Genomic DNA, 25,162 nt, shown 5'->3' with positions numbered 1-25,162 from the left:
CCCCCGAAAGAGAAACGAGAGGATCCGAATGAGCGACATCGCCCCCGGCTGCCCCGTCTTCCATGACGACAGCGCCTCGGACGACAACCGCCTGCCCGTCGGCGAAGCCCCCGCCGACAGCGAGCCCGAAGGTGCGCTCCCGCACCCCACGCGCGGCTCGGCCAACCGCGTGTGGTGGCCGAACAGCCTGAACGTGCGCATCCTCGCGAAGAACTCCGCCGAGCGGAACCCGCTCGACCCGGACTTCGACTACGCCGCGGCCTTCGAGGCGCTCGACCTCGCGGCGGTGAAGAAGGACATCGAAGAGGCCCTCACGACCTCGCAGGACTGGTGGCCGGCAGACTTCGGTCACTACGGCCCGCTCATCATCCGGATGGCGTGGCACAGCGCCGGCACGTACCGCGCGACCGACGGCCGCGGCGGCGGCGGCGCGGGGATGCAGCGGTTCGCGCCGCTGAACAGCTGGCCCGACAACGTCAACCTCGACAAGGCCCGGCGGCTGCTGTGGCCCGTGAAGAAGAAGTACGGCCAGTCGATCTCGTGGGCCGACCTCATGATCCTCGCCGGGAACGTGGCGCTGGAGTCGATGGGCTTCCGCACGTTCGGCTTCGCCGGCGGCCGCCCCGACGTCTGGGAGCCCGACGACGACGTGTACTGGGGTCCGGAGACGACGTGGCTCGGCGACGAGCGGTACACCGGCGACCGGCAGCTCGAGAAGCCGCTCGCGGCGGTGCAGATGGGCCTGATCTACGTCAACCCCGAGGGCCCCAACGGCAACCCCGACCCGGCGCTGTCGGCGCACGACATCCGCGAGACGTTCGGTCGCATGGGCATGGACGACGAGGAGACGGTCGCACTCATCGCCGGCGGCCACACGTTCGGCAAGACGCACGGCGCCGCGCCCGACGACGCGGTGGGTCCCAACCCCGAGGCCGCCGACCTCGAGGAGCAGGGCCTCGGCTGGACGAACTCGCACGGCACAGGCAAGGGCGACGACACGATCACGAGCGGCCTCGAGGTGACGTGGACCTCCCACCCGACGCGCTGGGACAACGAGTTCTTCCACATCCTCTACGCCTACGAGTGGGAGCTCTTCCAGAGCCCCGCCGGTGCGTACCAGTGGCGCCCGAAGAACGGCGGCGGCGCCGACATGGTGCCGCTGGCCCACTCCGACGGCCGCCGGGAGCCGCGCATGCTCACGAGCGACCTCGCCCTGCGCGTCGACCCCGCCTACGACGCGATCTCGCGGCGGTTCGCGGCCGACCCGGAGGCGTTCGCCGACGCGTTCGCGCGCGCGTGGTTCAAGCTGACCCACCGCGACATGGGCCCGAAGGCGCGCTACCTCGGACCCGAGGTGCCCGCGGAGGACCTCGTGTGGCAGGACCCGCTGCCGCCGGTCGAGCACCCGCTCGTCAATGCGTCCGCCGCCGCGGAGCTCAAGCGCCGCATCCTCGGGAGCGGCCTGTCGGTGCAGGACCTCGTCGCCACGACGTGGGCCGCCGCATCCACCTTCCGGGGCAGCGACAAGCGCGGCGGCGTGAACGGGGCTCGCATCCGCCTCGCGCCGCAGAAGGACTGGGAGGTCAATGACCCGGCGCGCGTGCAGCGCGTGCTCGAGGTGCTCGAGCGCGTGAAGGCCGACTTCGACGCGGCGCAGACCGATGGCACGCGCGTGTCCATCGCCGACCTGCTCGTGCTCGCCGGCAACGCCGGTGTCGAGGAGGCCGCCCGTGCCGGGGGCGTCGAGGTCGAGGTGCCCTTCACCCCGGGGCGCACCGATGCGACGCAGGAGCAGACCGACGTGCACTCGTTCGGCTACCTCGAGCCGATCGCGGACGGGTTCCGCAACTTCGTCTCGCGCGACGCGAAGCTCCCGGCCGAGTACCTCCTGCTCGACAAGGCGAACCTTCTGACGCTGACCGCCCCCGAGATGACGGTGCTGGTCGGCGGCCTGCGCGCGATCGGGGCGAACGCGAACGGCTCCGACTGGGGCGTCTTCACCGACACCCCGGGCGCGCTCACGAACGACGTGTTCGTGAAGCTGCTCGACCTCGGCACGACCTGGAAGCCGCTCGACGCCGGCAAGCACGCCTTCGAGGGCGTGAAGGACGGCTCGGGCGAGCGCGTGGGCGTCGGCACGCGCGTCGACCTCGTGTTCGCGTCGAACTCGGAGCTGCGCGCCCTGGCCGAGGTCTACGCCTCCGACGACGCGAAGGAGAAGTTCGTACACGACTTCGTCGCGGCGTGGCGCAAGGTGACCGAGCTCGACCGGTTCGACCTGCGCTGATCCCCTCCCGAGAGTGCACCGTCGTGGCGAGCCCGCTCGCCCGGCGGTGCATTCTCGCGTGCGGGGTGCACCCTCGGGGTCAGAGCCGTCCGGCCGCCTTGAGGGCGAGATAGCGGTCGGCCACCCGTGGCGGCAGCTCATCGGCGGATGCGGCGAGCGCCTCGCCGCCCGCGCGACGCACCGCGGCCGCCACCCGCTCGGCATCCGCGCGCCCGCGGGCCGCCGCGGCGGCGACGTACACGTCGAGCGCCTCGCGCGGGGCCGGCGCCGCCTCCTCATCCGTGGCCGTCGCGACCAGGACGCGCGTGCGCGCCGCGAGCGCCGGGAGCGACCCGAGGAAGCCGCGCGCGGCCGCGGGCTCGTCGTGCGCCGTGAGCAGCACCACGAGGCTCGGCCGCGTCGTGAACGAGCGGACCGCGGCGAACGCGGCGTCCCAGTCCGTGTCGATGAGCTGCGGCTCCACCGGGGCGAGCGCGTCGACGAGGGCGGGAAGAAGCGCGGGGCCGTCCGTCCGGGTGAGGCGCGCCCGCACGACGCGGTCGAAGCACACGACGTGCACGTGGTCGCCGGCGCGGGCGGCGAGGGCCGACAGCAGAAGCGCCGCCTCCATCGCCGCATCCAGCCTCGTGCCGTCGCCCACGCGCGCGGCCGCCGTCCGCCCGGTGTCGATGACGATGACCACGTGGCGGTCGCGCTCGGGTCGCCACGTCCGCAGCATCGTCGTCCCCGCGCGAGCGGTGGCGCGCCAGTCGATCGCGCGCACGTCGTCGCCGCGCACGTACTCGCGCAGGCTGTCGAACTCCGTGCCGGGCCCGCGCACGAGCACGCTCGTCGCGCCGTCGAGCTCTCGCAGCCGCGCGAGGCGCGAGGGGAGATGCCGGCGGGCGCGGAAGGGCGGCAGCACCCGGATGCGCCCGGGCGCGTCGAGCGTGCGCTGGCGCCCCGCGAGCCCGAGCGGTCCGAGGCTGCGCACCGCGACGAACGCGGTCCGCAGCTCGCCGCGGCGACGCGGGCGGAGCGGCTGGCGGAGCATCCGGCGCTCGCCGGCGGGGACGTCCAGGGCGAGGCGCGCGTCGTCCGCCCCGGCCGTCGGCTGCCATCCGTCGCGGAGGAGTCCGCGCAGGCGCCGGTCACCCGTGTTCGTCACGACGAGCTCCGACACCGCCGGGTCGTCCTTGAGCGTGCGGACGGGGAGCCGGCGCTCGACCCGCAGCCGCCGCGGGTCGGCCGCGAGGGCGACGTCGGCGGCGGCGAGCGCGGCGGCCAGCACGACCCACGCGCCCGCGACGGCCCACGCCGGCGCGCCGCCGGCCGCGAGCAGCACGACGGGCACGACGCCGAGGGCGACGAGCAGGACGAGGCGACCGCTGACGAACACGATCAGATCGGCACGCGGGTCTGCTGCAGCACCGAGGTGAGGATCGCGTCGACCGACACCCCTTCGATCTCCGCGTCGGGCCGCAGGCGGATGCGGTGTCGCCACACCGGGACGAGCATCGTCTGGACGTGATCGGGGGTGATCGCGGGGTAGCCGCTCAGCCAGGCCCACGCCTTCGCCGCCGCCAGCAGTCCGGTCGCCGCGCGCGGGCTCGCGCCCAGCTGCACGGACGGGCTCTCGCGCGTCGCGCGGGCGAGGTCGACGACGTACCCCAGCACATCGTCCGACACCGTGACGGCGGCGACGGCCCGCTGTGCGCCGAGGATCTCCTCGGGCGTCGTGGCGGTGGACACGCCGGCGGTCTCGAGCAGGCGCGGATCGAAGCCGTCCGCGTGACGGCGCAGCACCGCGAGCTCGGCGTCGCGCGGCGGCAGATCGACGACGAGCTTGAGGAGGAACCGGTCGAGCTGCGCCTCGGGCAGCGTGTAGGTGCCCTCCTGCTCGATCGGGTTCTGTGTCGCCGCGACGAGGAACGGCTCGGGGAGCGCGCGGGTCACGCCGTCGGTCGAGACCTGCCGCTCCTCCATCGCCTCCAGGAGCGCGGCCTGGGTCTTCGGTGGCGTCCGGTTGATCTCGTCGGCGAGCACGACGTGGGCGAAGACCGGACCGGGACGGAACTCGAACTCGCCCGACCGGGCGTCGTACACGAGCGAGCCCGACACGTCGCCCGGCATGAGGTCGGGCGTGAACTGGATGCGCTTGGTGTCCAGGCCCAGCGCGCGCGAGAAGCTGCGCACGAGGAGGGTTTTGGCCACGCCCGGCACGCCCTCCAGAAGCACATGCCCGCGGGCGAGGAGGGCGATGAGCAGGCCCGTGACGGTGCCGTCCTGCCCGACGACGGCCTTGCCGATCTCCTCGCGCACGCGGTGCATCGACCGCCGGAGGGCCTCGTCGTCGCGTTCGGCGGGCGCCGGGAGCGCCTGGGTGGCGTGGGGGTCGGTCATCGGGGTCTCCCGTCGGTCGAAGGCGGTCGGAGCGCGGCGCGAACCGCGGAGTCGAGGGCCCGCAGGCGCTGGTCGAGCATCACGAGCGCGCGGTCGTCCGCCGGCGGCGGCCCGGCGAGGGCGTCGAGGACGGCGGCGCGGTCGGCGCCGGTCAGCGCCGCCACCGCGTCGGCGATCTCGATCGGGCGTGCGCGCGGGCCGAGGGCGAGGCGGCGGGCGAGCATCTCGGATGCGGCGCGGCGCAGCTGCGCGGCCGCATGCCCGCGATCGCCGCTGTGGGCGTAGAGGCGACCGCGCCCGATCGTCGTCTCCGACGCCCGCACGGTCACCGGCAGCGTCTCGGAGACGAGCGGACCGAACCGGCGCCCGCGCCACACGGCGGCGACGATGCCCGACAGTGCGAGCAGCAGGATCGTGGGTGTCACCCAGGCCGGCGTGAGCTCGCCCAGAGTGGGAGCGGCGCCGTCCGCGTCGGCGAGCGACGGCACGTACCACACGAGGGTCGGCTCGCCGCCGAGCACGCGGAGGGCGAGCGCCGCGTTGCCTTCCGCATCGAGCGCGTCGTTGGCGAGGACGGTGCGTGCGTCCAGCGCCGTGATGCCGCCGCCGCGCAGCAGCCCGTACGCGTCCTGGGCCGGGTAGCAGCCGGCCACGCCCTCGCCGGGGGAGTAGAGGTCGCCGATCGTGACGGGTCCCGTGGCGGCCAGGTCGCCGCCGCACGTCGCCGTCGGCGTCGTGCCGGCCGTCGCGCCGACGACGGTCGACCCGGGCAGCAGGACGCGCAGCGACCGCGACCGCGGTTCGAGGAGCACGACCGCCGTCGCCGCATCCGCCAGCTCGCGGAGGCGGTCGTCGGACAGAGCGGGCGCGTCGGGCAGGGCGAGGGTCGCCGGGCCCGTGGCGAGGGCGGCCATGGCGGCGTCGTGGTCGCGGGCGATGCGCACGTCGATGCCCTGCTGCTGCAGGATGCGGACGACCGCGCGCGTGCCGCCCGGGCCTGCCGACTCGGGGTCGAGCGCGTCGCGCGCGCTCCAGCCGCCGCCGGCGAGCAGCGCGCCGACGCCCGCGACGAGGGTGAGGGCGACGGCGAACGCGCTCCACCCCGCGATGCGGCGGGCGCGACGACGCGTCGCCGGCGCCGCCGGCGCGTCGACCGCGCTCACGCGGGAACCGCCTGAAGCTGCGGGCGCTCGGCCGCGAGCGCGTCGTCGAGCGCGGCGACGCGCTGGTACGCCTCGCGCGTGCCGGGGCGGCGGAGGTACCGGACGTCGTCGAACGTCGTCGCCGCGTCCGCGAGGGCGTCGTGCCCTGTGGGAAACACGGCGGCGGCGGAGCGGGCGAAGCCCTGCGCGGTCGTGCCGGGGGCGGGATCGACGAGCGCGCGCTCGGCCAGTGCGCGGGCGAGGGCCCGGAAGCGCAGCACGACCGCCGCGTCCCAGGCGCCGCGCGCGGCCTCGGCGGTCGCATCCGCGCGCAGTTGGGCGGCCGAGCGCACATCGGTCTCGCCGAACAGGGGCGCCGCCGCGGCGCGCACGCGCGCCCGTGAGCGGGGCCGCCCCCAGATGAGCAGGGCGGCGAGGATCACGGCGACGACCACGACGGTCACGATGACGGATGCGGCGGTGCCCCAGCCGCCCGAGAGCTGCGGGTCGAACAGTCGGGCGAGGGCGTCGCCCACCGCGCGGGCGATGCGGTCCAGGGGCGTCGGCTCCGCCGCCGCGTACGCGGGATCGCTCAGCTCCCGACGTGCCCAGTCCCGGGCGTCGTCGGGGTCGGGCAGCAGCGGGGCCGCGGCGAGGACGGCGGCGATCACGGGGCGGCGGATCCCGGCGGCGGGGCCCACGAGGTCGCATCCGGTGCGGGCGCCGGCGAGGGCGCGGGCGGCGTCGGCGAGGAGGCCGGCGCGGGGGAGCTCGGCGGCGCGGTCACCGGCCACGCCGCCGGTGCGGGCTGCGGCGCGGCGGCCGCCGGCGGCGCGGAGGGGGGACCGGCGAGTCCGGGCGGCACCGGCGCCCAGCCGAAGCGGGGCGGCGCCGGGCGCCCGATGTGGGCGAGGTAGGGGTCGGGCAGGTCGGCCGCCCCCGCATCCCGTCGCTCGACGTACGCGACGAGGTCGAGGTCGAGACCCTCGTGCCGCATGCGGCAGTCGACGTAGAGCAGCGCGCTCGCCGTCGACTGCACGACGAGCGCGACGCACTGGACCAGGAGCGTCACGATCTGCGTCAGCAGGCCGACGACGATCACGGCGATGACCGCGCCGGCATCGGGGTCGCCGGTCGGCGCGATGACGGTGCCGAGCCCGAGCGAGAGGAACTGCAGCGGGACGCCGACGATCTGCGCGAGCACGCTGAAGGTCAGCGACACGATGAACAGCACGCCGAGGACGGGCCAGAACCGACCGCGGGTGAGCCGCCACGAGCGCCCCACCGCCTGACCGATGCGCGCATGCTCCATGACGAGCACGGCCGGCACGAGCGCGAGCTTCGTGGTGAGCCAGTACCAGAGCGGGATGAGACCCAGCACGCACAGAACGGCGGCGCCGATCGCGGCGGGCGGCGCGACGAAGCCGAGCGCGACCACCGCGGCGACCACCGCGCCGAGGACGACGACGATCGCGAGGAGCACGAGCGCGCTCCAGCCGAGGAGGCGCCACGCGACCGGGCGCACCCGTCGCCACGTCTGCCCGAGCGTGCGGCGCTCGGCGAGCACGGCGCCCGAGACCTCACTCACCACGACGCCCTGGACGATCACGGTCAGAGCGCCTGCCGCGAGGGAGAGCACGATGCCCACGACCACCGTCACCGCGATCGACCCGGCCAGGATGGCGTCGAAGTCATCGCTGCCCTCGGGCACCGTGTCCAGGCGCGAGAACGTCGCGAAAGCGACGGCGCCCACCAGCACGAGCACCACCACGTACGCGAGTGCCTGCACGCCGAGCGCGAAGCCGAGCAGCACGCCGGGGTTCTGCCGCAGCGCCGTGAACGAGCGGCCGAGCGTCGTTCCGAAGCCGAACGGATGCAGCGGCACGATGCCGGGGCGGGGGGCCGGCGTCCAAGCCGGGTACGCGCTCACGGGGCCTCCTCGAGGGCAGGTCCTCCCTATCGTGGCACACGGGCGCGGTGCGTTCGGCCGGAGCCCGGCGCCGTCGACTACCCTGTGGAGAGCGCGGGGGGACGAAGCGTGCGTCCGGCGCAGCGTGGCGCCAGAGGCGCCGAAGGTGAGGACGACAGCGCACATGACATCACGGATCCTGGTGGTCGACGACGACACCGCTCTGGCGGAGATGATCGGCATCGTCCTGCGCACGGAGGGATTCGACACCGTGTTCTGCGCCGACGGCGCGGAGGCCGTCGAGGCGTGGCGGCGCGAGCGGCCCGACCTGATCCTCCTCGACCTCATGCTCCCCGGCATGGACGGGATCGAGGTGTGCACGCGCGTGCGCGCCGAGTCGGGGGTGCCGATCATCATGCTCACCGCGCGCACCGACACCGCCGACGTCGTGAAGGGCCTCGAATCCGGCGCCGACGACTACATCGTCAAGCCGTTCAACCCCAAGGAGCTCGTCGCCCGCATCCGCACGCGCCTGCGCCCCGCCGCATCCGGACCCGGGGAATCGCTGCGCATCGGCGACCTCACGGTGGACGTGGCCGCGCACGAGGTGCGCCGCGGCGACGACGTGATCGCCCTGACGCCGCTGGAGTTCGAGCTGCTCGTCGCGCTCGCCTCCAAGCCGCAGCAGGTGTTCTCCCGCGAGATGCTCCTCGAGCAGGTGTGGGGCTACCACTACAAGGCCGACACGCGCCTGGTGAACGTGCATGTGCAGCGCCTCCGCGCGAAGGTGGAGCAGGACCCCGACAACCCCCGCATCGTGACGACCGTGCGCGGCGTCGGGTACCGGGCGGGAGCGGTCGCGTGAGGATCGGTCCGGGATGACCGCGACCGCGGCGCGCACCCCTCGTCGCGCCGTGCCGACCGTCGTGGCCGGGTGGCGCGCGTGGCCCCGGCGCGTGACGGAGCTGTGGCGGCGCTCGCTGCGGTTCCGCACCATCGTCGTGACGCTCGGCCTCACGGCGGTGACGATCCTCGTCGCGTGCGTGTGGATGGCGCTGGTCATCCAGAACGACCTCTTCCAGTCGCGGCTGCGGCAGGTGCAGTACGGCGCCCAGCAGGCCACCGCCGCCGCGCAGGCGAACCTCGACGCCGCCGTGACGACGGACGACCCGGTGCGCGTGCAGAACCTCATGCGCAACACCTTGACGACGCTCGCGCAGCAGTCGGCCGCCGATTCGTTCGCGACGTTCCGCATCGCCACCGAGGCCTCGAGCATCGCGCCGCAGAACATCGACTCGAGCGGGTTCGACCCGGCGTTCGTGACCCCCGAGCTGCGCACGCTCGTGCGCAGCAACGCCCAGACCCAGTGGTGGCAGTCGGCGCAGCTCCGCGACGGCGAGGGCAACGCGATCCCGGGGGTCGTGGTCGGCCAGCAGCTCGAGGTGCCCGGCGTCGGACCGTACGAGCTCTACCTCGCGTACGACTTCTCGGGCGCCGCGCAGACCCTCACGTTCGTGCAGGCGACGCTGTGGGTGTCGGGCCTCGCCCTCGTCGCCCTCATCGGCGGCATCACGTGGTTCGTGCTGCGCTCGGTGACCGTGCCGATCGGCGAGGCGGCCGAGACGAGCGCGCAGCTCGCGGCGGGCGACCTCGAGGTGCGCCTGCCGGTCCGCGGCGACGACGAGCTGGCCGTGCTCGGGCGCTCCTTCAACGCGATGGCCGACAGCATCCAGGCCCAGATCAAGGAGCTCGCCGACCTCTCGCTCGTGCAGCAGCGCTTCGTGTCGGATGTGTCGCACGAGCTGCGGACGCCGCTGACGACGATCCGCCTCGCCGCCGACATGCTCAACGACCAGCGGGAGGCGTTCGATCCGACGACGGCGCGCGCGGCCGAGCTGCTGCACGCGCAGGTGCAGCGCTTCGAGACGCTGCTGACCGACCTGCTGGAGATCAGCCGGTACGACGCCGGATCGGTGCAGCTCGAACGCGACCCGACGAGTCTCGCCCACCTCGCCGAAGACGTCATCGCCTCGATGGCGCAGCTGGCGGAGCAGCACGGCTCCGATGTGCGCCTCGTGGCGCCCGGCGGTCACTCGCTCGTGGAGATGGACGCCCGCCGCATCCGCCGCATCGTCCGCAATCTGCTCGGCAACGCGATCGAGCACGGCGAAGGGCGCCCCATCGTGGTCACCGTGGACAGCGACCAGCACGCCGTCGCGCTGGGCGTGCGCGACTTCGGCCTCGGCATGCGCCCCGAAGAGGTCGAGCACGTCTTCGACCGGTTCTGGCGCGCCGACCCCTCGCGCGTGCGCACGATCGGCGGCACGGGCCTCGGGCTCTCGATCGCGCTCGGCGACGCGCGGCTGCACGGCGGCCGGCTCGAGGTGTGGTCGGAGCTCGGCCGCGGCTCGCATTTCGTGCTCACGCTGCCGCGCTCGCCCGGCGCCCCCGCGGGATCGCCCATCCCGTTGGAGTCGGCCGACGAGCCGGGCGCGTTCGACGCGCTGGGCCTCACGCAGCCGATCGAGATCCCGCGGGGGAGCGCGTGAGGCGCGCGTGGGGCGGCGCCGTGCTCGCGCTCGTCCTCGTGCTCGCCGCGTGCGCCGGGCTGCCGACGTCGGGGCAGGTGAACCCCGGGCTCTCGCCCGTCGACGCCGGCAGCGACCCCGAGATCCGCTTCGTGCCGAACGGCCCGCAGCAGGGTGCGTCGCCCGAGGACATCGTGAACGGGTTCATCCGCGCCGGGTCGGGTCCGCAAGGGGAGTGGGCGATCGCGCGGCAGTTCCTCGCGCCCGATTTCGCGGCGCAGTGGAACCCGCGCGCGAGCGTGATCATCGACCGGCTCGCCCATCGCACGCCGCCGACCGAGCCCGTCGACGGCGTGAGCACGATGCAGGTCGTCCCCACCGGGCTCGTCGACGCCTCGGGCGCCTACTCGCCGCAGGACGAGGGGTCGGTGACCCTGAGCTTCACGCTCGAACAGGTCGACGGCGAGTGGCGCATCTCCGACGCCCCCGACGGCGTCGTGCTCTTCGAGGAGGAGTTCCGCAGCGTCTACGACTCGGTGTCGCTGTTCTACTTCGACCGCGACTACCGCTTCCTCGTCCCCGACGAGCGGTGGTTCCCGTCGGCGAACATCGCGACCGCGGTGGCGACCGCGCTCGTGGACGGCCAGCCGAGCGCGTGGCTGGCGGGGGCGGTGGTCTCGGCGTTCCCCGAGGACGTCACCGTCTCCGGCGCGGTGCCGAGCGTCGACGACTCCGCGCAGGTCGAGCTGTCGGATGCGGCGCTGTCCCTCGGGCAGACGGCGCTCGGCCGCATGCAGGCGCAGCTGGAGGCGTCGCTGCGCACCGCGGACGTGGCGGCCGTGCAGATGACCGTCAACGGCACACCGCTGCAGGCATCCGCCGCCACCGTCAGGGGTACGCGGGTCGACTCGCAGTCCCTCGTCAAACGCGCGGACGGCTCGTTCGGCTTCGCCGACGGCGACGGGGTCGAGGACGTGCCGGTGTCGGAGGCGCTCGCGTCCGTGGCCGTCGACGCGGTCGAGGTCGCGCCCGATCTCACGACGGCGGCCGCGCGGACCACCGCCGGCGTCGTGCTGCGCGCGGGGGTGGACGGCGAGCTCGCCACGCTCGACGAACGCCCGGGTCTCGTGCCGCCGACGATCGATCCGTCGGGGACGATCTGGACCGTGCCGGCCGCGAGCCCTCCCGTCGTCCTCGCCCACCCCGTCGACGGACCCGCCGTCGCCGTCGCCGACGCGTGGGCGGGCGCGGCGAGCATCTCCGCGATGCGCGTCTCGCGCGATGGCACCCGCATGGCCGCGACCGTGGTCAATCGCGGCCGCACCGAGCTGTGGGTCGCCGGCATCCGGCGCTCGGCGGAGGGCACCGACATCTCGCTCGGCGACGTGCGCGTGCTGGCGTCGCTCGACGGCGACGCCATGGGCCTCGCGTGGCTCGACGACACGACGCTGGGCGTGCTCGTGACCGCGGGCGGCGAGATGGTGCTGCGCGAGCAGCCCGTCGGCGGCCCGGGCTCCGACCTCACCGTGCCCGACGGTGCGGTCGCGATCGCCGGCGGCAACTCGAGCGCGCGGCTGCGTTCGGGTGACGGCGTCGTCTACGTCCGCCAGGGTCCGAACTGGGCGCAGACGGTGACGGGGGTCGCCGTGCTCGCCGGGCAGCAGGGCATGCCCTGATCGCGGCCGCGGCCGAGCCCTCCTCCCCGGCATGGGTCACGTACGCCTCATCCCCGAGCACTGCGGTTGCCGCGCGGGCCGCGCCGCCCGCGCGGCAGCCTGACGACGTGGACTCCGACACGCTGCGCGGCGCGCTCGCCGCCGCCCTCGCCTTCGTCCTGCCGGTCGCGTGCGCCGGATGCGACGCCCCCGACGAGGTACTGTGCGCGCGGTGCCGGACGGCCCTCCTCCCCGCCGTCGTCGCGCGCAGCGTCGCGGGGCTCGAGGTGCGCAGCGGTCTCGTCTACGACGGCGTCGCGGCGCGCGTCATCCGGGCGCTGAAGGAGGACGGCCGCACGGGTCTCGCGCGTCCTCTCGCCGCAGGACTCACGGCCGCAGCCCTGACGGCGTCGTGGCCCCCCGCGGACGCCGTCGTCGCCGTGCCGACCTCGCGCGCGTCGATGCGCCGCCGCGGCTACCGGGTCGCGGAGCTGCTCGCCCGCCGCGCGGGATGGCGCACCGAGCCGCTGCTGCGCCTCGGGCGCCCGACAGCCGACCAGCGCGCGCTCGGGCGCGTGGAGCGCGCCGGGAACGTGGCCGGCAGCATGCGTGCACGCCCGTGCGCGGGCCGCCGCATCCTCCTGGTCGACGACGTCGTCACCACGGGGGCGACCCTGCAGGAGGCCGCGCGGGCCCTCCGCGAGGGCGGCGCGGAGGTCGTCGGAGCCGTGACGGCGGCGGCCACGCCGCGCCGGCTGGCCCTCGCGCGATGAACCTCCTGTGGCGTCGCGGAACACGGGTGACACAGCGGGACCGGGCGACTACGGTGGGGGGACACAAGGCGACGGATGGCCGCCCTTGGAAAGGTGGAACCCGGACGTGGGCGGCCCCGGAACAAGGAGGTAACGGATGGACACCAGCATCGTCGGCGTGGGAGTCGGGATCACCGACCGCTTCCGCAGTGTCGTCGAGGAGAAGGCCACTCGCATCGAACACCTCTGTCCCCGCGCGCAGACGCTCGACGTCAAAGTGACGCACCGGTCGTACCGCAACGGCCGCATGGAGGACGAGGCGGTCGAACTGACCCTCACGCACAAGGGGCCCGTGGTGCGGGCCGAAGCGGTCGACGGCGACAAGTTCGCCGCCCTCGAGAAGGCCGTCGACAAGATGGCCGAGCAGCTGCGGCGCGCGAAGGAGAAGCGCGTCGACAACCGCAACCACCCCCGCGGTGCCAAGTTCGAGAAGGGCTCCGGGGCCCTGCAGGGCATCGACGTGCAGCCTGCCTCGGTCGATGTCATCCGCGCCGTCGCGACCGGCAGCATCCCGGTCGTCGCCGACGGTGAGGAGGCCCCCTACAGTCCCGTCGTCATCCGCGAGAAGCAGTTCGACGCCGAGTGGATGACGGTCGAGGACGCCGTGGACCGCATGGAGCTCGTCGGCCACGACTTCTTCCTCTTCATCGACGCGCGCACGGATCACCCCAGCGTCGTGTACCGCCGCAAGGGCTGGGACTACGGCGTGATCTCGCTCGCGACCGCCGCGCAGCCGCAGGCCGTCGCGTCCTGACGTCCGCTCTCCGACGGGGTCCTCGCGCGGCGGGGGCCCCGTCGTCTGCGTCCGGCCGCGCTGCGCCGACACGAATTCAGGCTGACGCCCGGGCGCACCCGCCGGAAGGGCCGGATTCGGCCGATGTCGGGGCCCGCAGCCTGAATACGTGCGGCGGCGTCGTGCTCGCTGCGCCGGAGCGGGGTCAGCCGTCGAAGATGTCGCCCAGGAGCGAGCCGATGACGAGGCCGCCCAGCATGCCGCCGACCATGTTGCCGCCGCCCATGCCGCCGCCACGGCCGCCGCGACCGCCCCAGCCGCCGTCGCCCCAGTCGTTGTAGCGGGACGACTCGATGTCCTGCTGCGCGAGCTGGAGCGCCTCGCTGGCGAGGGTGCCCGCGCGGCGGGCCGTGCCCATCGCGCGCTCGCGGTGGTCTTCGTCGATCGGGCCGAGGGGAACCTCCGCGCGCAGCCGCTCGGCCTCCGCGAGGCGCGTGCGCGCGTCGGCGCCGATGTAGCCGCGGTGCCCGGCGATGACGCTGCGCGCGACGGAGATCTGCCGGTCGGCGTCGTCGACGGCGTGGTCGACGTGGGCCTGCGAGGGCACCGGCCGCGCGGCGCGCTCGCGCGCGGCGTCCAGCGCCGCGTTGGCCGTCCGCAGCCGCGAAAGCGTCGTGAACGGATCGTCCTTGCCGCCGCCCGCGGGCAGCGCCTGCAGCGCCGCGTCGAGGTCGGCCATCGCCGCGCGCACCGCGGGAGTCTGCGGTCCCGACCGTGCCTCGATGAGGTCTCCGCGGGAATCGTCGATGACGGCGGCGAGGGTGGATTCGGCGCGCAGCGCCTCGATCTCGAACGCGTCGACGGCGTCCAGGAGCGACTCCGCTCGACGGACCGCCTCGGTCGCGGCCTCCAGCGCGACGGAGGCCTGCTCGCGCTGACCGGCCGCGCGCCGGCGGTCGGAGACGTCCGCGGTGTGCACGGCGAAATCGAGCAGCTGCGCGGCCTCGTCGGGGTTGCCGGCGACCTGGGCGAGCGCGGACGGGCTGTAGCGCTGCGAGAGGCGCAGCAGCGCCTCCCGGGCGGGGTCGATGCGATCGGCGAGGCGCTCGCGGTCGTCGCGCACGCGCTGCAGGATCTCGGGCGCCCGGCGCACCCGCTCGATGGTCGGCTGCAGCGCGGTGGTGCGCTCCTCGAGGAGGTCTTCCGCCCACTGGCACAGCTGCACGATGCGGGCGTTGCGTGTGCGCAGCTCCTCCGGGGTGTCGGGGATCTCGTCGTGGTTGAGCTGATGCAGGGTGAACGCCTCGCCCATGTGCGTCTTGACGGCGTCGAGCGCCGCACGCAGATCGGCCGTCGGTCCTTCGCCGAGCTCGGCGACCGCGAAGTTCAACTCGTCGGAGGTGAGCCGGATGCGCTCATCGGCCGCGACGAGCGCCATCTCGGCGCGGCGCATGAGGTCCGCGTCGGCTGCATCCTGCTCTTCACGCTTTCGCCTGCCCCAGAAGCCCGCCATGATCCGATCCTACGAGCCACCGCCGGATCCGCGCCGCGTGTTCGCTGACCGCTCAGCGGGCGGCCCCGCGAAGCTCGCTCAGCGGGCGGGCGCGCTCGATCGCGCCGCCTCCTCGATGATGTCCGCCACCGCCTCGGTCCGACCCCTCGGGCTTCCATCGGGCCTTCCGCGCCCGTTTCGGCACGACCCCCGCGGTCGTGCGTGACGGCGCGCGCCGAGCTGGCGCGGCCGGGACGGACGGGCGCGACCGGACGGCGGGTCTGCCAGGAACCTCAGAGGTCACGAACGGATAACATGGCGGGGTGTGCCTGTCCGCAGGCGCGCGTCGCGGACCATCCGACACCGCGACGCCCCCGACAGATGGAGATCCTCCGTGGCCAACCCTCTCGAGAAACTGCTCCGCGCCGGCGAGGGCCGCATCCTGCGCCGCCTCCAGCAGGTCGTGAAAGCGGTCGCCGCGCTCGAGGAGGACTACGAGCACCTCACCGACGAGGAGCTGCGCAACGAGACCGTCGAGCTGCGGGCGCGCTACGAGGCGGGCGAGACGCTCGACCGGCTGATGCCGGAGGCCTTCGCCGCCGTGCGCGAGGCCGCCAAGCGCACGCTCGGCCAGCGCCCCTACGACGTGCAGGTCATGGGCGGCGCGGCGCTGCACCTCGGCAACATCGCGGAGATGAAGACGGGTGAGGGCAAGACCCTGACCGCGGCGCTGCCGGTCTACCTCAACGCGATCGCCGGCGAAGGCGTGCACGTCGTCACGGTCAACGACTTCCTGGCGTCCTACCAGGCCGAGCTGATGGGCCGCGTCTACCGCGCCCTCGGCATGACGACCGGCGTCATCGTGTCGGGCCAGACGCCCGACGTCCGCCGTGAGCAGTACAACGCCGACATCACATACGGCACCAACAACGAGTTCGGCTTCGACTACCTCCGCGACAACATGGCGTGGCGCAAGGAGGACCTCGTCCAGCGCGGGCACTTCTTCGCGATCGTCGACGAGGTGGACTCGATCCTCATCGACGAGGCGCGCACGCCGCTGATCATCTCCGGCCCGTCCTCCGGCGAGGCCAACCGGTGGTTCGCGGAGTTCGCGAAGATCGCGCGCACGCTCGAGGCGGGGGTCGACTACGAGGTCGACGAGAAGAAGCGCACGATCGGCGTGCTCGAGCCCGGCATCGAGAAGGTCGAGGACTACCTCGGCATCGACAACCTCTACGAGTCGGCGAACACGCCTCTGATCTCGTTCCTGAACAACTCGATCAAGGCGCTCGCGCTGTTCAAGCGCGACACCGACTACGTCGTGATGAACGACGAGGTCATGATCGTCGACGAGCACACCGGGCGCATCCTCGTCGGGCGCCGCTACAACGAGGGCATCCACCAGGCCATCGAGGCCAAGGAGAACGTGCCCGTCAAGGCCGAGAACCAGACGCTCGCGACCGTGACGCTGCAGAACTACTTCCGCCTGTACGACAAGCTCGCCGGCATGACCGGAACGGCCGAGACCGAGGCGGCCGAGTTCATGTCGACGTACAAGCTCGGCGTCGTGCCGATCCCGACCAACAAGCCGATGATCCGCAAGGACCAGTCCGACCTCGTCTACAAGAACGAGACGGCGAAGTTCGCCCAGGTCGTCGAGGACATCGCCGAGCGCCACGCGACGGGCCAGCCGGTTCTCGTCGGCACCACGAGCGTCGAGAAGAGCGAGTACCTCTCGCGGCTCCTCGCGAAGAAGGGCGTCAAGCACGAGGTGCTCAACGCCAAGAACCACGCGCGTGAGGCCGAGATCGTCGCGCGCGCGGGGCGCCTGGGCGCCGTGACGGTCGCCACGAACATGGCCGGCCGCGGCACCGACATCATGCTCGGCGGCAACGCCGAGTTCCTCGCCGTCCAGGAGATGAAGGCCAAGGGCCTCGACCCCGTCGAGACGCCGGAGGAGTACGAGGCGGAGTGGGAGGGCGTCTACGACGCCGTCCGCGACACCGTCGCCGAGGAGGCCGCGAAGGTCGTCGAGGCCGGCGGCCTGTACGTTCTCGGCACCGAGCGCCACGAGTCCCGCCGCATCGACAACCAGCTGCGCGGTCGCTCGGGCCGTCAGGGCGACCCCGGCGAGAGCCGCTTCTACCTGTCGCTCACCGACGACCTCATGCGCCTGTTCCAGTCCGGCGCGGCCGAGGCGATCCTGTCGCGGGCGAACTTCCCCGACGACGTCGCGATCGAGTCGGGGATGGTCTCGCGCGCCATCAAGAGCGCGCAGGCTCAGGTCGAGGCCCGCAACGCCGAGCTGCGCAAGAACGTCCTGAAGTACGACGACGTCCTGAACCGCCAGCGCGAGGCGATCTACGCCGACCGTCGGCACATCCTGCAGGGCGACGACATCGCCGACCGTGTGCAGCACTTCATCGAGGACGCGATCTCGGCCGTCATCGACGACCACACCGGCAGCGGGCACACCGAGAGCTGGGACTTCGACGCCCTGTGGACCGAGCTGAAGACGCTGTACCCGGTGGGTGTCACGATCGACGAGGTCGTCGCCGACGCCGGCACGAAGGGGCGCATCACCCCGGAGGGCCTCAAGCGCGAGATCCTCTCCGACGCCCGCATCGCGTACGCCAAGCGCGAGGAGCAGCTCGGCGAGGCCGCGATGCGCGAGCTCGAGCGCCGCGTCGTGCTGCAGGTGCTCGACCGCCGCTGGCGCGACCACCTCTACGAGATGGACTACCTCAAGGACGGCATCGGCCTGCGGGCGATGGCCCAGCGCGACCCGCTCATCGAGTACCAGCGCGAGGGCTACCAGATGTTCCAGTCGATGATGGGCCAGATCAAGGAGGAGTCGGTCGGCTATCTGTTCAACCTGGAGGTCGAGGTGCGCCGCGTCGAGGGCGAGCAGGCCGCCGAGGTCGAGGCGAAGGGGCTCAGCAACGGCCCCGGCGAGGTCCAGCGACTGGAGTACTCCGCGGCGAACGACGCCGGCGAGGTCGAGGTGCGCAACGACCGCGGCCAGGTGCAGCAGGCCGCGACGAACCGGATGCGGCAGGCCGCCGCCGCGGCCGGCGCGGCCCCGGCAGGCTCTGCCGCGGGGCAGACGCGGCCCGCCGAGCCGGCGGCCCGCGGTGCGTTCGGGCAGCGCGTGGACGGCGGAGCCGCCGCATCCGCGCCCGCGCAGAACCGCCAGCAGCGCCGCGCCGCCGAGAAGAAGAAGTAGGCGGTCGCGACCGGCCACGGGAGCGGCATTGGCACGCTCCCGCGGCCGGTCGCACGCGTGCGCCGGCGTTAGTCTGAGCGGATGAGCCCGCTGCGACCCCTCGACCAATCGTCGAAGCTGAAGGACGTCCTCTACGAGATCCGGGGACAGGCCCTCGTCGAGGCCGACCGGCTCGAAGCCGACGGGCACACCATCCTCAAGCTCAACACCGGCAACCCCGCCGTGTTCGGATTCGAGGCGCCGTTCCAGATCGTCCGCGACATGATCGAGGCGGTGCCGCACGCCCACGGCTACAGCGACAGCCGCGGCATCATGTCGGCGCGCCGCGCGGTCGTCTCGCGCTACGAGCAGGTCGACGGCTTCCCGCACGTGGACCCCGACGACGTGTACCTGGGCAACGGCGTGTCCGAGCTCATCACGATGGTGATGCAGGCGCTGCTGGACACCGGCGACGAGGTGCTCATCCCCGCACCGGACTACCCGCTGTGGACCGCGATGACCGCGCTCGGCGGCGGCACGCCGGTGCACTACCTGTGCGACGAGCAGAACGGCTGGCAGCCCGACCTCGAGGACATCCGCGCCAAGATCACGCCGCAGACGAAGGCGATCGTCGTCATCAACCCCAACAACCCCACCGGTGCGGTGTACTCGCGCGAAGTGCTGGAGGGCATCGCGGAGATCGCGCGCGAGCACTCGCTGCTGCTGCTCTCGGACGAGATCTACGACCGCATCCTCTTCGACGGCGCCGTGCACATCCCGATGGCGACCGTCGCACCCGATCTGCTGTGCCTGACCTTCAACGGCCTGAGCAAGACCTATCGCGTCGCCGGATACCGCTCCGGATGGCTCGTCATCACGGGGCCCCAGGACCACGCGCGCGGCTTCATCGAGGGGATCACGCTGCTGGCGAGCACCCGGCTGTGCCCGAACGTCCCCGCGCAGCACGCCGTCCAGGCCGCCCTGTCCGGCGTGCAGTCGATCGACGCGCTCATCGCGCCGACAGGGCGGCTGCACGAGCAGCGCGACGCGGCGTGGCAGACGCTCGAGTCGATCCCGGGTGTCTCGTGCGTCAAGCCGCAGGGCGCGCTGTACGCGTTCCCCCGCCTCGACCCGGAGGTCTACGACATCCCCGACGACGGGCAGTTCGTGTACGACTTCCTCGTCGCCGAGCACGTGCTGCTCGTGCAGGGCACGGGCTTCAACTGGCCGACGCCCGATCATCTGCGCATCGTGACGCTGCCGGAGGCGCGCGTGCTCACCGATGCGATCGAGCGGCTCGGGAATTTCCTCGCGTCCTACCGGCCCTGACCCGTCAAGCCCCTCGCCGGGCGCGGATGCGGGCGCCTAGCCTCGTCGCATGGCGATCGAACTGAACGCTCCCGCGCTCCGTCAGGCGCGTGCCCTCGTCCGCGACGGCGATGTGGTCCGCGACGACCGCGACGCGTGGTCGGAGGCCGCCCCATCGGCCTGGCAGGAGAACGACTTCATCGAGACGCACGGGTGGACCGAGTACTCCCATTGGCACCTCGGCATCGACAAGGACGCCGACCCGCACACGAAGGGTGCGTACTCGTTCCCCTACGGCGACTTCGCGAAGGTGCACCGCTCGGGCGTGATCGCGGGGGAGAGTCGCGCGGGCCAGTACGACCACGACGACATCCGCGACGCGCTGCGAGGTCTCCTCGAGCTCATCGACGCCGAGGACTGATCAGAGCAGGGCGAGCGAGCTCGCCCGCCAGCGGCCGTCGATCCCCTCCAGCCGCACGGCGATGGCTCGCGTGCGCGGCGGTGTGCGGACCACGATGACCGACTCGACCACGCCGTCGGTCGGCACGCACATCCGGACGGAGCCGATCGCGTAGACCGGCCGCGTGGCGGGCACGCCGCGGGCGCTGCGGGCGCGCGTGGCGAGGTTGGCGCGCGTGAGGAGCGCACGGAACGTGTCTTCCGTCACCCAGCGCGCGAGCTGTTCGATCTCCCGGACGCCCGCGAGCACTTCGAGGACGCCGCGGGTGAGGTTGCGCAGCAGCGGCTCGGGATCGGGGAGGGCGGCGGCGGATGTGCGCTGCGGGGCGAAGAACTCGTCGGCATCCCACACGCGCGCCGTCATCGGATGGGTGCGGGTGACTCCCGCGGGCGTCGATGCCATGGCGTGCCCCTCTCGACCGGATGAGGAGAGGACCGGGGGGATCCTCGGCAGTCAGTAGACCATGCGTCTTATCCGGACAACAGGGCGCCCGGGCAACATGTGGAAAGTCTCACGCGGGCCTCACGCGCGTGCTCTAGCCTCGCGCCATGCGCTGGGACCGGTTCTTCGAAGACGTCGAGGATCAGCTCGCCTCCGAGTGGGAGGCGGAGCGCGCGGCGCTGGAGACCGAGGCCGAGCGGCTGCGCCTGTCGCGCCTGAGCCTGCACGAGCGGCTCGCGGCGCTCTCCGGCGGTGGCGCCGAGACCATCGCGGTGGGCGTCGACGCGGGGGCGGATGCGGTCATCACCGCGCCCATCGTCGGACTCGGCGCGGACTGGCTCCTGCTGTCGCCGTGGGGTTCGCGCGCCGGCGCGGCCCTCGTCCCGCTCGCGGCGATCGTGTCGGTGTCGCTGCCGCACGCCGACCTGCTCCGCTCGGCGCGCCCCGACGCCGCCTCGGCGTCCACCGTGGCGCGGCGCGCGACGTTCGGTTTCGCCGTCCGCGACGTCGTGCGTCGCCGCGCGGGAGTCTCGGTGCACACGCGCGACGGCCGGACGCTGTCGGGCACGATCGACCGCGCCGGCGCCGACCACCTCGACCTCGCGCTGCACGACGCGGGGGCGCCGCGGCGGGCATCCGACATCGTGGGCTACCGGCTCGTGCCGTTCTCGTCGATCGCGTGGATCGCGGTCGACGGCGCGCCGGCGCGCCCGGTGTGATCGGCGCGCGTCAGCGCTCGCCGCGGGGGCCGCGACCCCACAGTTCGGGGAAGCTCGCCGCGTTCGACTGGCGCCACAGCGCCATGCGCCGCGCGTCCTCCGCCTGGTCGGCGAGGTAGTCCTCGACGCTCGTCTCCTCGATGCGCCATCGCGCCGGCGTCCCCACGCGGGAGCCGGACAGGCGCCGCTCGTGGACGAGAGCCATGACCTCCTCGACGCCGATGCCCAGCAGCTCCGCCACCTGCGCGGGCGCGAGCAGGCGCGAGCCGGTCGGGGGGCGCTCGGGCATGTGCCCATTATGGCGGTCGGCCCCCGACCGCCCTCTGCGCCCCTCGGCGCTGTGGATAATCGCGGACGCCGACGGCGCGGCCGGAGCACGATATCGGCCATGACGGCTCTTCCTGCGCCCCGCCGTCGCCCGCGACCGTTCTGGGGCGACGCGCGCTTCCTTCTGGGCATCGTGCTCATCGCCGCGTCGATCGCCGGCGTGTGGCTCGTCGTCGCGGCCGCGCGCCAGACCACACCGGTGCTCGCCGCGGCGCGCACGATCGTTCCGGGCGAGACGCTCGACTCGTCGGACTTCCGTGCGGTCGAGGTGGCCCTCGGCGCCGCCGGTGACGCCTACCTGCGCCCGCAGTCGCTCGACGACGGCGCGGTGGCGACGCGGGTCGTCGCGGCAGGCGAACTGGTCCCCGCGGCGGCGATCGGGGCGGCCGACGACGCCCGCGTCACCTCGATCGTGGTCGACGCGGCCGCTGACGTCCCGGAGTCGGTGACATCGGGGACACGCGTGGAACTGTGGTCGGCGCCTCCGGGCGAAGAGCCCTCGACCTACCTCGAGCCGCGCATCCTGGTGCCCGAGGCGACCGTGGCCGCCGTGCGGCGCGACGACGGGGCGCTGGCGGGCTCGGGTGTCGCGCTCGAGCTCGTGATCCCCAGGGCGGATGTCGCGGCAGCTCTCGCCGCCCTCGCCGACGGGTCTGTGCTCTCCGTCGTGCCGATCGCCGGGGTGGCGCCCTGATGCGGGTGCTCGTCGCTCTGCCGCTCCCGCGCGGGCGGGCACTGGCCGCCGAGCTCGTCGACAGCGGGCTGGAGGCGGCGGCCACCGCCCCCGAGGCGCTGCTGGACGGCGTGGCGCTGGCCGAAGACGTCGACGCCCTCATCGTGGGAGCCGATCCCGCCTCCCTCGATGTGCGCGTCCTCGCGACGTGCGACGCGCGGGGCATCCGCATCGTCGCCCTCGCGGACGACGAGCGCGGTCGGCGCCTGGCCGAGCGGGCAGGCGTCGCGCCGGCCCTGCCCGCCGACACCGCCGGGTGGGCGCTCGCCGAAGCGCTCCGCCTGCCCGCCGCGGCGCCGATGCCCGCCACCCCCCGCGGGGCGGACGGCCGCATCGTGGCGGTGTGGGGTCCGCACGGTGCGCCCGGACGCTCGACCCTTGCGACCGAGATCGCCGCGGAGCTCGCCCGCGACGGCGGCCGCGTCGGGCTCGTCGACGCCGACGCCCACGCGCCGTCGCTCGCCCTCGCCCTCGGACTTCACGACGAGGGGCCGGGCTTCGCCGCCGCATGCCGTCAGGCGGGGCTCGGCGGGCTGGACGCCGCCGAGCTCGACCGCATCAGCGTGCCGGTGCGCACGGCGGGCGGCGTCGTGGACGTGCTCACCGGCATCAACCGGCCGGGCCGGTGGCCCGAGCTCTCCGCCGACCGTGTCGCGGCCGCCCTCGGCGCGTGCCGCTCGTGGGCGCAGGCGACGGTCGTGGACGTCGCCGCGTCCCTCGAGCGCGACGAGGAGATCGTGAGCGACCTCGACGGCCCGCGCCGCAACGCCGCGACGATCGCGGCGCTGGAGGCCGCCGACCTCGTCGTGGCGGTGTGCGCCGGCGACCCGATCGGGGTGGCCCGCTTCGTGCGCGCCTACGCCGAGCTGCGCGCGACCGTCGGGGCGACCCGCGTGGTCGTCGTCGTCAACCGCGTGCGGGCGGCGACCCTGGGCCTGGATGCGCGCGGCCAGGTGCGGCGGACGCTCGAGCGGTTCGCCGACATCCGCGACGTGTGGTTCGTGCCGACCGATCCGCGCTCCGTCGACGCGGCGATGCTGGCGGGGCGGGCCGTCGCCGACACCGCGCCGCGCTCGCCGCTGGCCGCGGCGGTGCGTCGCCTCGTCGGTGAGGCGATCCACCCCGCGCCCGGAGCACCGGTGCGCGAGCGCCGGCGTACGCGCGAACGCGCGGCTGCCGGCCGGGCCGTGCGCAACGCGTGAGCGCCCGGGGGGATTAGCCTGGGGGAGTGTCCACCCTCAGCGACCTCGTCTACGCCCAGGGCCGCTCGTCCGCGGCGGATGTCGAATGGCTGCATCGGCTCGCCGGCGACGGTCAGCTGCTGGCCGATCTCGCCTTCGCCGACATCGTGGTGTGGGTGCCGACGCAGGACGACTCGTTCGTCGCGGTCGCGCACACGCGCCCGGGCGGCGCGGCGACCCTCTTCTACCGCGACATCGTGGGCGACCGTGTGCGCCCGCAGTGGCACACGCAGGTGCGCGAAGCCTTCCAGACCGGTCGCATCGTCGACTCCGCGTCGCCCGACTGGTTCGAGGAGACCCCGACGCGTGTGCGCGCGGTGCCGATCGTCCGCGAACGCGACGCCGCCGGTGCGCCGGTGACCACCGTCGGGGTGCTCACGCGCCACACGAACCTGGGGGAGACGCGCACGCCCTCGCGTCAGCAGATCACCTTCAACGACTGCGCCGACGACCTGTTCGGGATGATCGCGACCGCCGCCTTCCCCGATCTGTCCGCGCCCACGGCCCCGCGGCGCGGCGCCCCGCGCGCATCCGACGGACTCATCCGCCTCGACGTGGACGGCGTGACGACGTTCGCGAGTCCCAACGCGCTGTCCGCGTTCAACCGGATGGGCTTCGACGACGAGCTCGAGGGCGAGTCGCTCGTCGAGGTGGTCACCCGCATCCTGCCGGGCAAGCGGCAGGTCGACGAGTCGCTGCCCGTGGTCGTGACGGGGCGGGCGCCGTGGCGCGCCGACATCGAGGCGCGCGGCGTGCAGGTGTCGCTGCGCACGATCCCGCTCCGCGAGCGGGGCACGCGCGTCGGCGCGATCGTGCTGTGCCGCGACGTGACGGAGATCCGCCATCAGGAGCAGGAGCTCATCACCAAGGACGCCACGATCCGCGAGATCCACCATCGCGTCAAGAACAACCTGCAGACGGTCGCGTCGCTGCTGCGCATCCAGGCCCGCCGCACCCACTCGGACGAGGCGCGCGACGCGCTCACCCAGGCGATGCGCCGCGTGTCGGCGATCGCGGTCGTGCACGACACGCTGTCCGAGGGGCTCGCGCAGAACGTCGACTTCGACGACGTGTTCGCGCGCGTGCTCAAGCTCGTCGCCGAGGTCGCCGCGGCGCCGAACACCCGCGCGAAGACCCGCACGACCGGCCGATTCGGGACGCTGCCCAGCGAGTACGCGACGCCGCTCGCCCTCGCGCTGACCGAGCTCGTCACCAACGCGGTGGAGCACGGCCTTGCGGGGCAGGAGGGCGACGTGGAGATCGCCGCCGAGCGGACGGAGGACGTACTCGAGGTGAGCGTGCGCGACACCGGCGTGGGTCTGCCCGAGGGTCAGGTCGGACGCGGGCTCGGCACGCAGATCGTCCGCACGCTCATCCAGGGGGAGCTCGGCGGCACGATCGATTGGCACACGCTCGTCGGAAGCGGCACCGAGGTCACGATCGAGATCCCGCTGCGCTACATCGAGCGCAGCGCGAACTGATGGCGGACCCGACCGGCGCGCCGCGCGCGGTGAAGGATGGGGTGTCGTCAGCTGGCGCGACGCGCGCGGGCGGCACGGCGCTTGAGGGCGCGGCGCTCGTCCTCCGACAGGCCGCCCCACACGCCCGAATCCTGGCCGGACTCGAGGGCGTACTGCAGGCAGATCTCCGTGACGGTGCAGCGCGCGCAGACCGACTTGGCCTTCTCGATCTGGTCGACGGCCGGCCCGGTGTTCCCGACCGGGAAGAACAGCTCGGGGTCGACGGTCAGGCAGGCGGCTTTGTCGCGCCAATCCATGGGGGTGCTCC

The 25,162-nt window shown here is 73.7% G+C and carries 22 protein-coding genes; 13 read left to right on the top strand and 9 right to left on the bottom strand.

Annotated features, from left to right (window positions below):
* Positions 1 to 28: 28 nt before the first annotated feature.
* A complete protein-coding gene (katG, locus tag EI169_RS12365) occupies positions 29 to 2,287 on the top strand; it encodes a catalase/peroxidase HPI (protein WP_125132606.1) in 2,259 nt (752 codons plus the stop codon).
* A gap of 79 nt (positions 2,288 to 2,366) precedes the next feature.
* Here katG and EI169_RS12360 read toward each other — a convergent pair whose 3' ends face one another.
* From EI169_RS12360 to EI169_RS12340, 5 genes are read right to left on the bottom strand one after another with little or no spacing between them, the layout of a single operon-like run.
* Positions 2,367 to 3,665 carry a DUF58 domain-containing protein gene (locus tag EI169_RS12360; protein WP_125132605.1) on the bottom strand — a complete coding sequence of 433 codons (1,299 nt, stop codon included), beginning with the start codon at positions 3,663 to 3,665 and terminating at the stop codon, positions 2,367 to 2,369.
* Between the two features lie 2 nt (positions 3,666 to 3,667).
* Positions 3,668 to 4,669, bottom strand: a complete 1,002-nt coding sequence (locus EI169_RS12355; protein ID WP_125132604.1) for a MoxR family ATPase — start codon at positions 4,667 to 4,669, stop codon at positions 3,668 to 3,670.
* Entirely contained in the window at positions 4,666 to 5,832 is a 1,167-nt protein-coding gene (locus EI169_RS12350; RefSeq protein ID WP_125132603.1) for a DUF4350 domain-containing protein, read from the bottom strand. The genes EI169_RS12355 and EI169_RS12350 overlap by 4 nt, the downstream gene beginning before the upstream one ends.
* The gene (locus tag EI169_RS12345; protein WP_125132602.1) at positions 5,829 to 6,482 is read right to left on the bottom strand and encodes a DUF4129 domain-containing protein; all 654 of its coding nucleotides are present in this window, start codon (positions 6,480 to 6,482) and stop codon (positions 5,829 to 5,831) included. Before EI169_RS12345 ends, EI169_RS12350 begins: the two co-directional genes overlap by 4 nt.
* Complete coding sequence (locus EI169_RS12340; protein ID WP_125132601.1) at positions 6,479 to 7,741, bottom strand: glycerophosphoryl diester phosphodiesterase membrane domain-containing protein; 1,263 nt, start codon at positions 7,739 to 7,741, stop codon at positions 6,479 to 6,481. The genes EI169_RS12345 and EI169_RS12340 overlap by 4 nt, the downstream gene beginning before the upstream one ends.
* 163 nt (positions 7,742 to 7,904) lie before the next feature.
* Here EI169_RS12340 and mtrA point away from each other — a divergent pair, with 163 nt between their 5' ends.
* From mtrA to raiA, 5 genes are all read left to right on the top strand, one after another.
* Positions 7,905 to 8,585, top strand: coding sequence for an MtrAB system response regulator MtrA (mtrA, locus tag EI169_RS12335; protein WP_125132600.1), 681 nt, complete (start codon positions 7,905 to 7,907; stop codon positions 8,583 to 8,585).
* A gap of 13 nt (positions 8,586 to 8,598) precedes the next feature.
* Entirely contained in the window at positions 8,599 to 10,269 is a 1,671-nt protein-coding gene (gene mtrB / locus EI169_RS12330) for an MtrAB system histidine kinase MtrB (protein WP_125132599.1), read from the top strand.
* Positions 10,266 to 11,924, top strand: coding sequence for an LpqB family beta-propeller domain-containing protein (locus EI169_RS12325; RefSeq protein ID WP_125132598.1), 1,659 nt, complete (start codon positions 10,266 to 10,268; stop codon positions 11,922 to 11,924). Before mtrB ends, EI169_RS12325 begins: the two co-directional genes overlap by 4 nt.
* A 107-nt stretch (positions 11,925 to 12,031) precedes the next feature.
* Positions 12,032 to 12,676 (top strand): phosphoribosyltransferase family protein, encoded by a 645-nt coding sequence (locus tag EI169_RS12320; RefSeq protein WP_125132597.1) that lies wholly within the window; start codon positions 12,032 to 12,034, stop codon positions 12,674 to 12,676.
* A gap of 136 nt (positions 12,677 to 12,812) precedes the next feature.
* Positions 12,813 to 13,469 carry a ribosome-associated translation inhibitor RaiA gene (gene raiA / locus EI169_RS12315; RefSeq protein ID WP_125132596.1) on the top strand — a complete coding sequence of 219 codons (657 nt, stop codon included), beginning with the start codon at positions 12,813 to 12,815 and terminating at the stop codon, positions 13,467 to 13,469.
* A 184-nt stretch (positions 13,470 to 13,653) separates the two neighbouring features.
* Here the strand turns inward: raiA and EI169_RS12310 are convergent, their stop codons facing one another.
* On the bottom strand, positions 13,654 to 14,961 hold the full coding sequence (locus EI169_RS12310) for a hypothetical protein (protein WP_125132595.1): 1,308 nt from the start codon (positions 14,959 to 14,961) through the stop codon (positions 13,654 to 13,656).
* Between the two features lie 373 nt (positions 14,962 to 15,334).
* On the opposite strand from EI169_RS12310, the gene secA reads away from it, so the two are divergent.
* From secA to EI169_RS12295, 3 genes are all read left to right on the top strand, one after another.
* The gene (gene secA, locus EI169_RS12305) at positions 15,335 to 18,166 is read left to right on the top strand and encodes a preprotein translocase subunit SecA (RefSeq protein WP_125132594.1); all 2,832 of its coding nucleotides are present in this window, start codon (positions 15,335 to 15,337) and stop codon (positions 18,164 to 18,166) included.
* Positions 18,167 to 18,247: 81 nt separating this feature from the next.
* Complete coding sequence (locus EI169_RS12300; protein ID WP_125132593.1) at positions 18,248 to 19,474, top strand: pyridoxal phosphate-dependent aminotransferase; 1,227 nt, start codon at positions 18,248 to 18,250, stop codon at positions 19,472 to 19,474.
* Positions 19,475 to 19,523: 49 nt separating this feature from the next.
* Positions 19,524 to 19,874 (top strand): hypothetical protein, encoded by a 351-nt coding sequence (locus EI169_RS12295; protein ID WP_125132592.1) that lies wholly within the window; start codon positions 19,524 to 19,526, stop codon positions 19,872 to 19,874.
* Here the strand turns inward: EI169_RS12295 and EI169_RS12290 are convergent, their stop codons facing one another.
* Complete coding sequence (locus EI169_RS12290) at positions 19,875 to 20,315, bottom strand: Rv3235 family protein (RefSeq protein WP_125132591.1); 441 nt, start codon at positions 20,313 to 20,315, stop codon at positions 19,875 to 19,877. It lies immediately after the preceding gene.
* A gap of 146 nt (positions 20,316 to 20,461) precedes the next feature.
* Between EI169_RS12290 and EI169_RS12285 the strand changes: the two genes are divergently transcribed.
* Complete coding sequence (locus EI169_RS12285; RefSeq protein ID WP_125132590.1) at positions 20,462 to 21,073, top strand: hypothetical protein; 612 nt, start codon at positions 20,462 to 20,464, stop codon at positions 21,071 to 21,073.
* A 10-nt stretch (positions 21,074 to 21,083) separates the two neighbouring features.
* Here EI169_RS12285 and EI169_RS12280 read toward each other — a convergent pair whose 3' ends face one another.
* The gene (locus EI169_RS12280) at positions 21,084 to 21,362 is read right to left on the bottom strand and encodes a helix-turn-helix domain-containing protein (protein WP_125132589.1); all 279 of its coding nucleotides are present in this window, start codon (positions 21,360 to 21,362) and stop codon (positions 21,084 to 21,086) included.
* Between the two features lie 99 nt (positions 21,363 to 21,461).
* On the opposite strand from EI169_RS12280, the gene EI169_RS12275 reads away from it, so the two are divergent.
* Genes EI169_RS12275 through EI169_RS12265 form a run of 3 tightly spaced genes read left to right on the top strand, consistent with a single transcriptional unit; the run spans position 21,462 to position 24,855 of the window.
* Positions 21,462 to 22,094 carry an SAF domain-containing protein gene (locus EI169_RS12275; protein WP_125132588.1) on the top strand — a complete coding sequence of 211 codons (633 nt, stop codon included), beginning with the start codon at positions 21,462 to 21,464 and terminating at the stop codon, positions 22,092 to 22,094.
* Complete coding sequence (locus tag EI169_RS12270; RefSeq protein WP_125132587.1) at positions 22,094 to 23,335, top strand: P-loop NTPase; 1,242 nt, start codon at positions 22,094 to 22,096, stop codon at positions 23,333 to 23,335. The genes EI169_RS12275 and EI169_RS12270 overlap by 1 nt, the downstream gene beginning before the upstream one ends.
* A 26-nt stretch (positions 23,336 to 23,361) precedes the next feature.
* On the top strand, positions 23,362 to 24,855 hold the full coding sequence (locus EI169_RS12265) for a PAS domain-containing sensor histidine kinase (RefSeq protein WP_125132586.1): 1,494 nt from the start codon (positions 23,362 to 23,364) through the stop codon (positions 24,853 to 24,855).
* A gap of 47 nt (positions 24,856 to 24,902) precedes the next feature.
* Here EI169_RS12265 and EI169_RS12260 read toward each other — a convergent pair whose 3' ends face one another.
* Positions 24,903 to 25,151, bottom strand: coding sequence for a WhiB family transcriptional regulator (locus tag EI169_RS12260; protein WP_019182239.1), 249 nt, complete (start codon positions 25,149 to 25,151; stop codon positions 24,903 to 24,905).
* Positions 25,152 to 25,162 lie beyond the last annotated feature (11 nt).

The organism is Microbacterium sp. 10M-3C3 (assembly GCF_003931875.1).
In the GTDB taxonomy this organism is placed as follows: Bacteria; Actinomycetota; Actinomycetes; order Actinomycetales; family Microbacteriaceae; genus Microbacterium.
The sequence above is the reverse complement of the archived record's forward strand: the minus strand, read 5'-3'. Positions and strand labels throughout refer to the sequence as shown.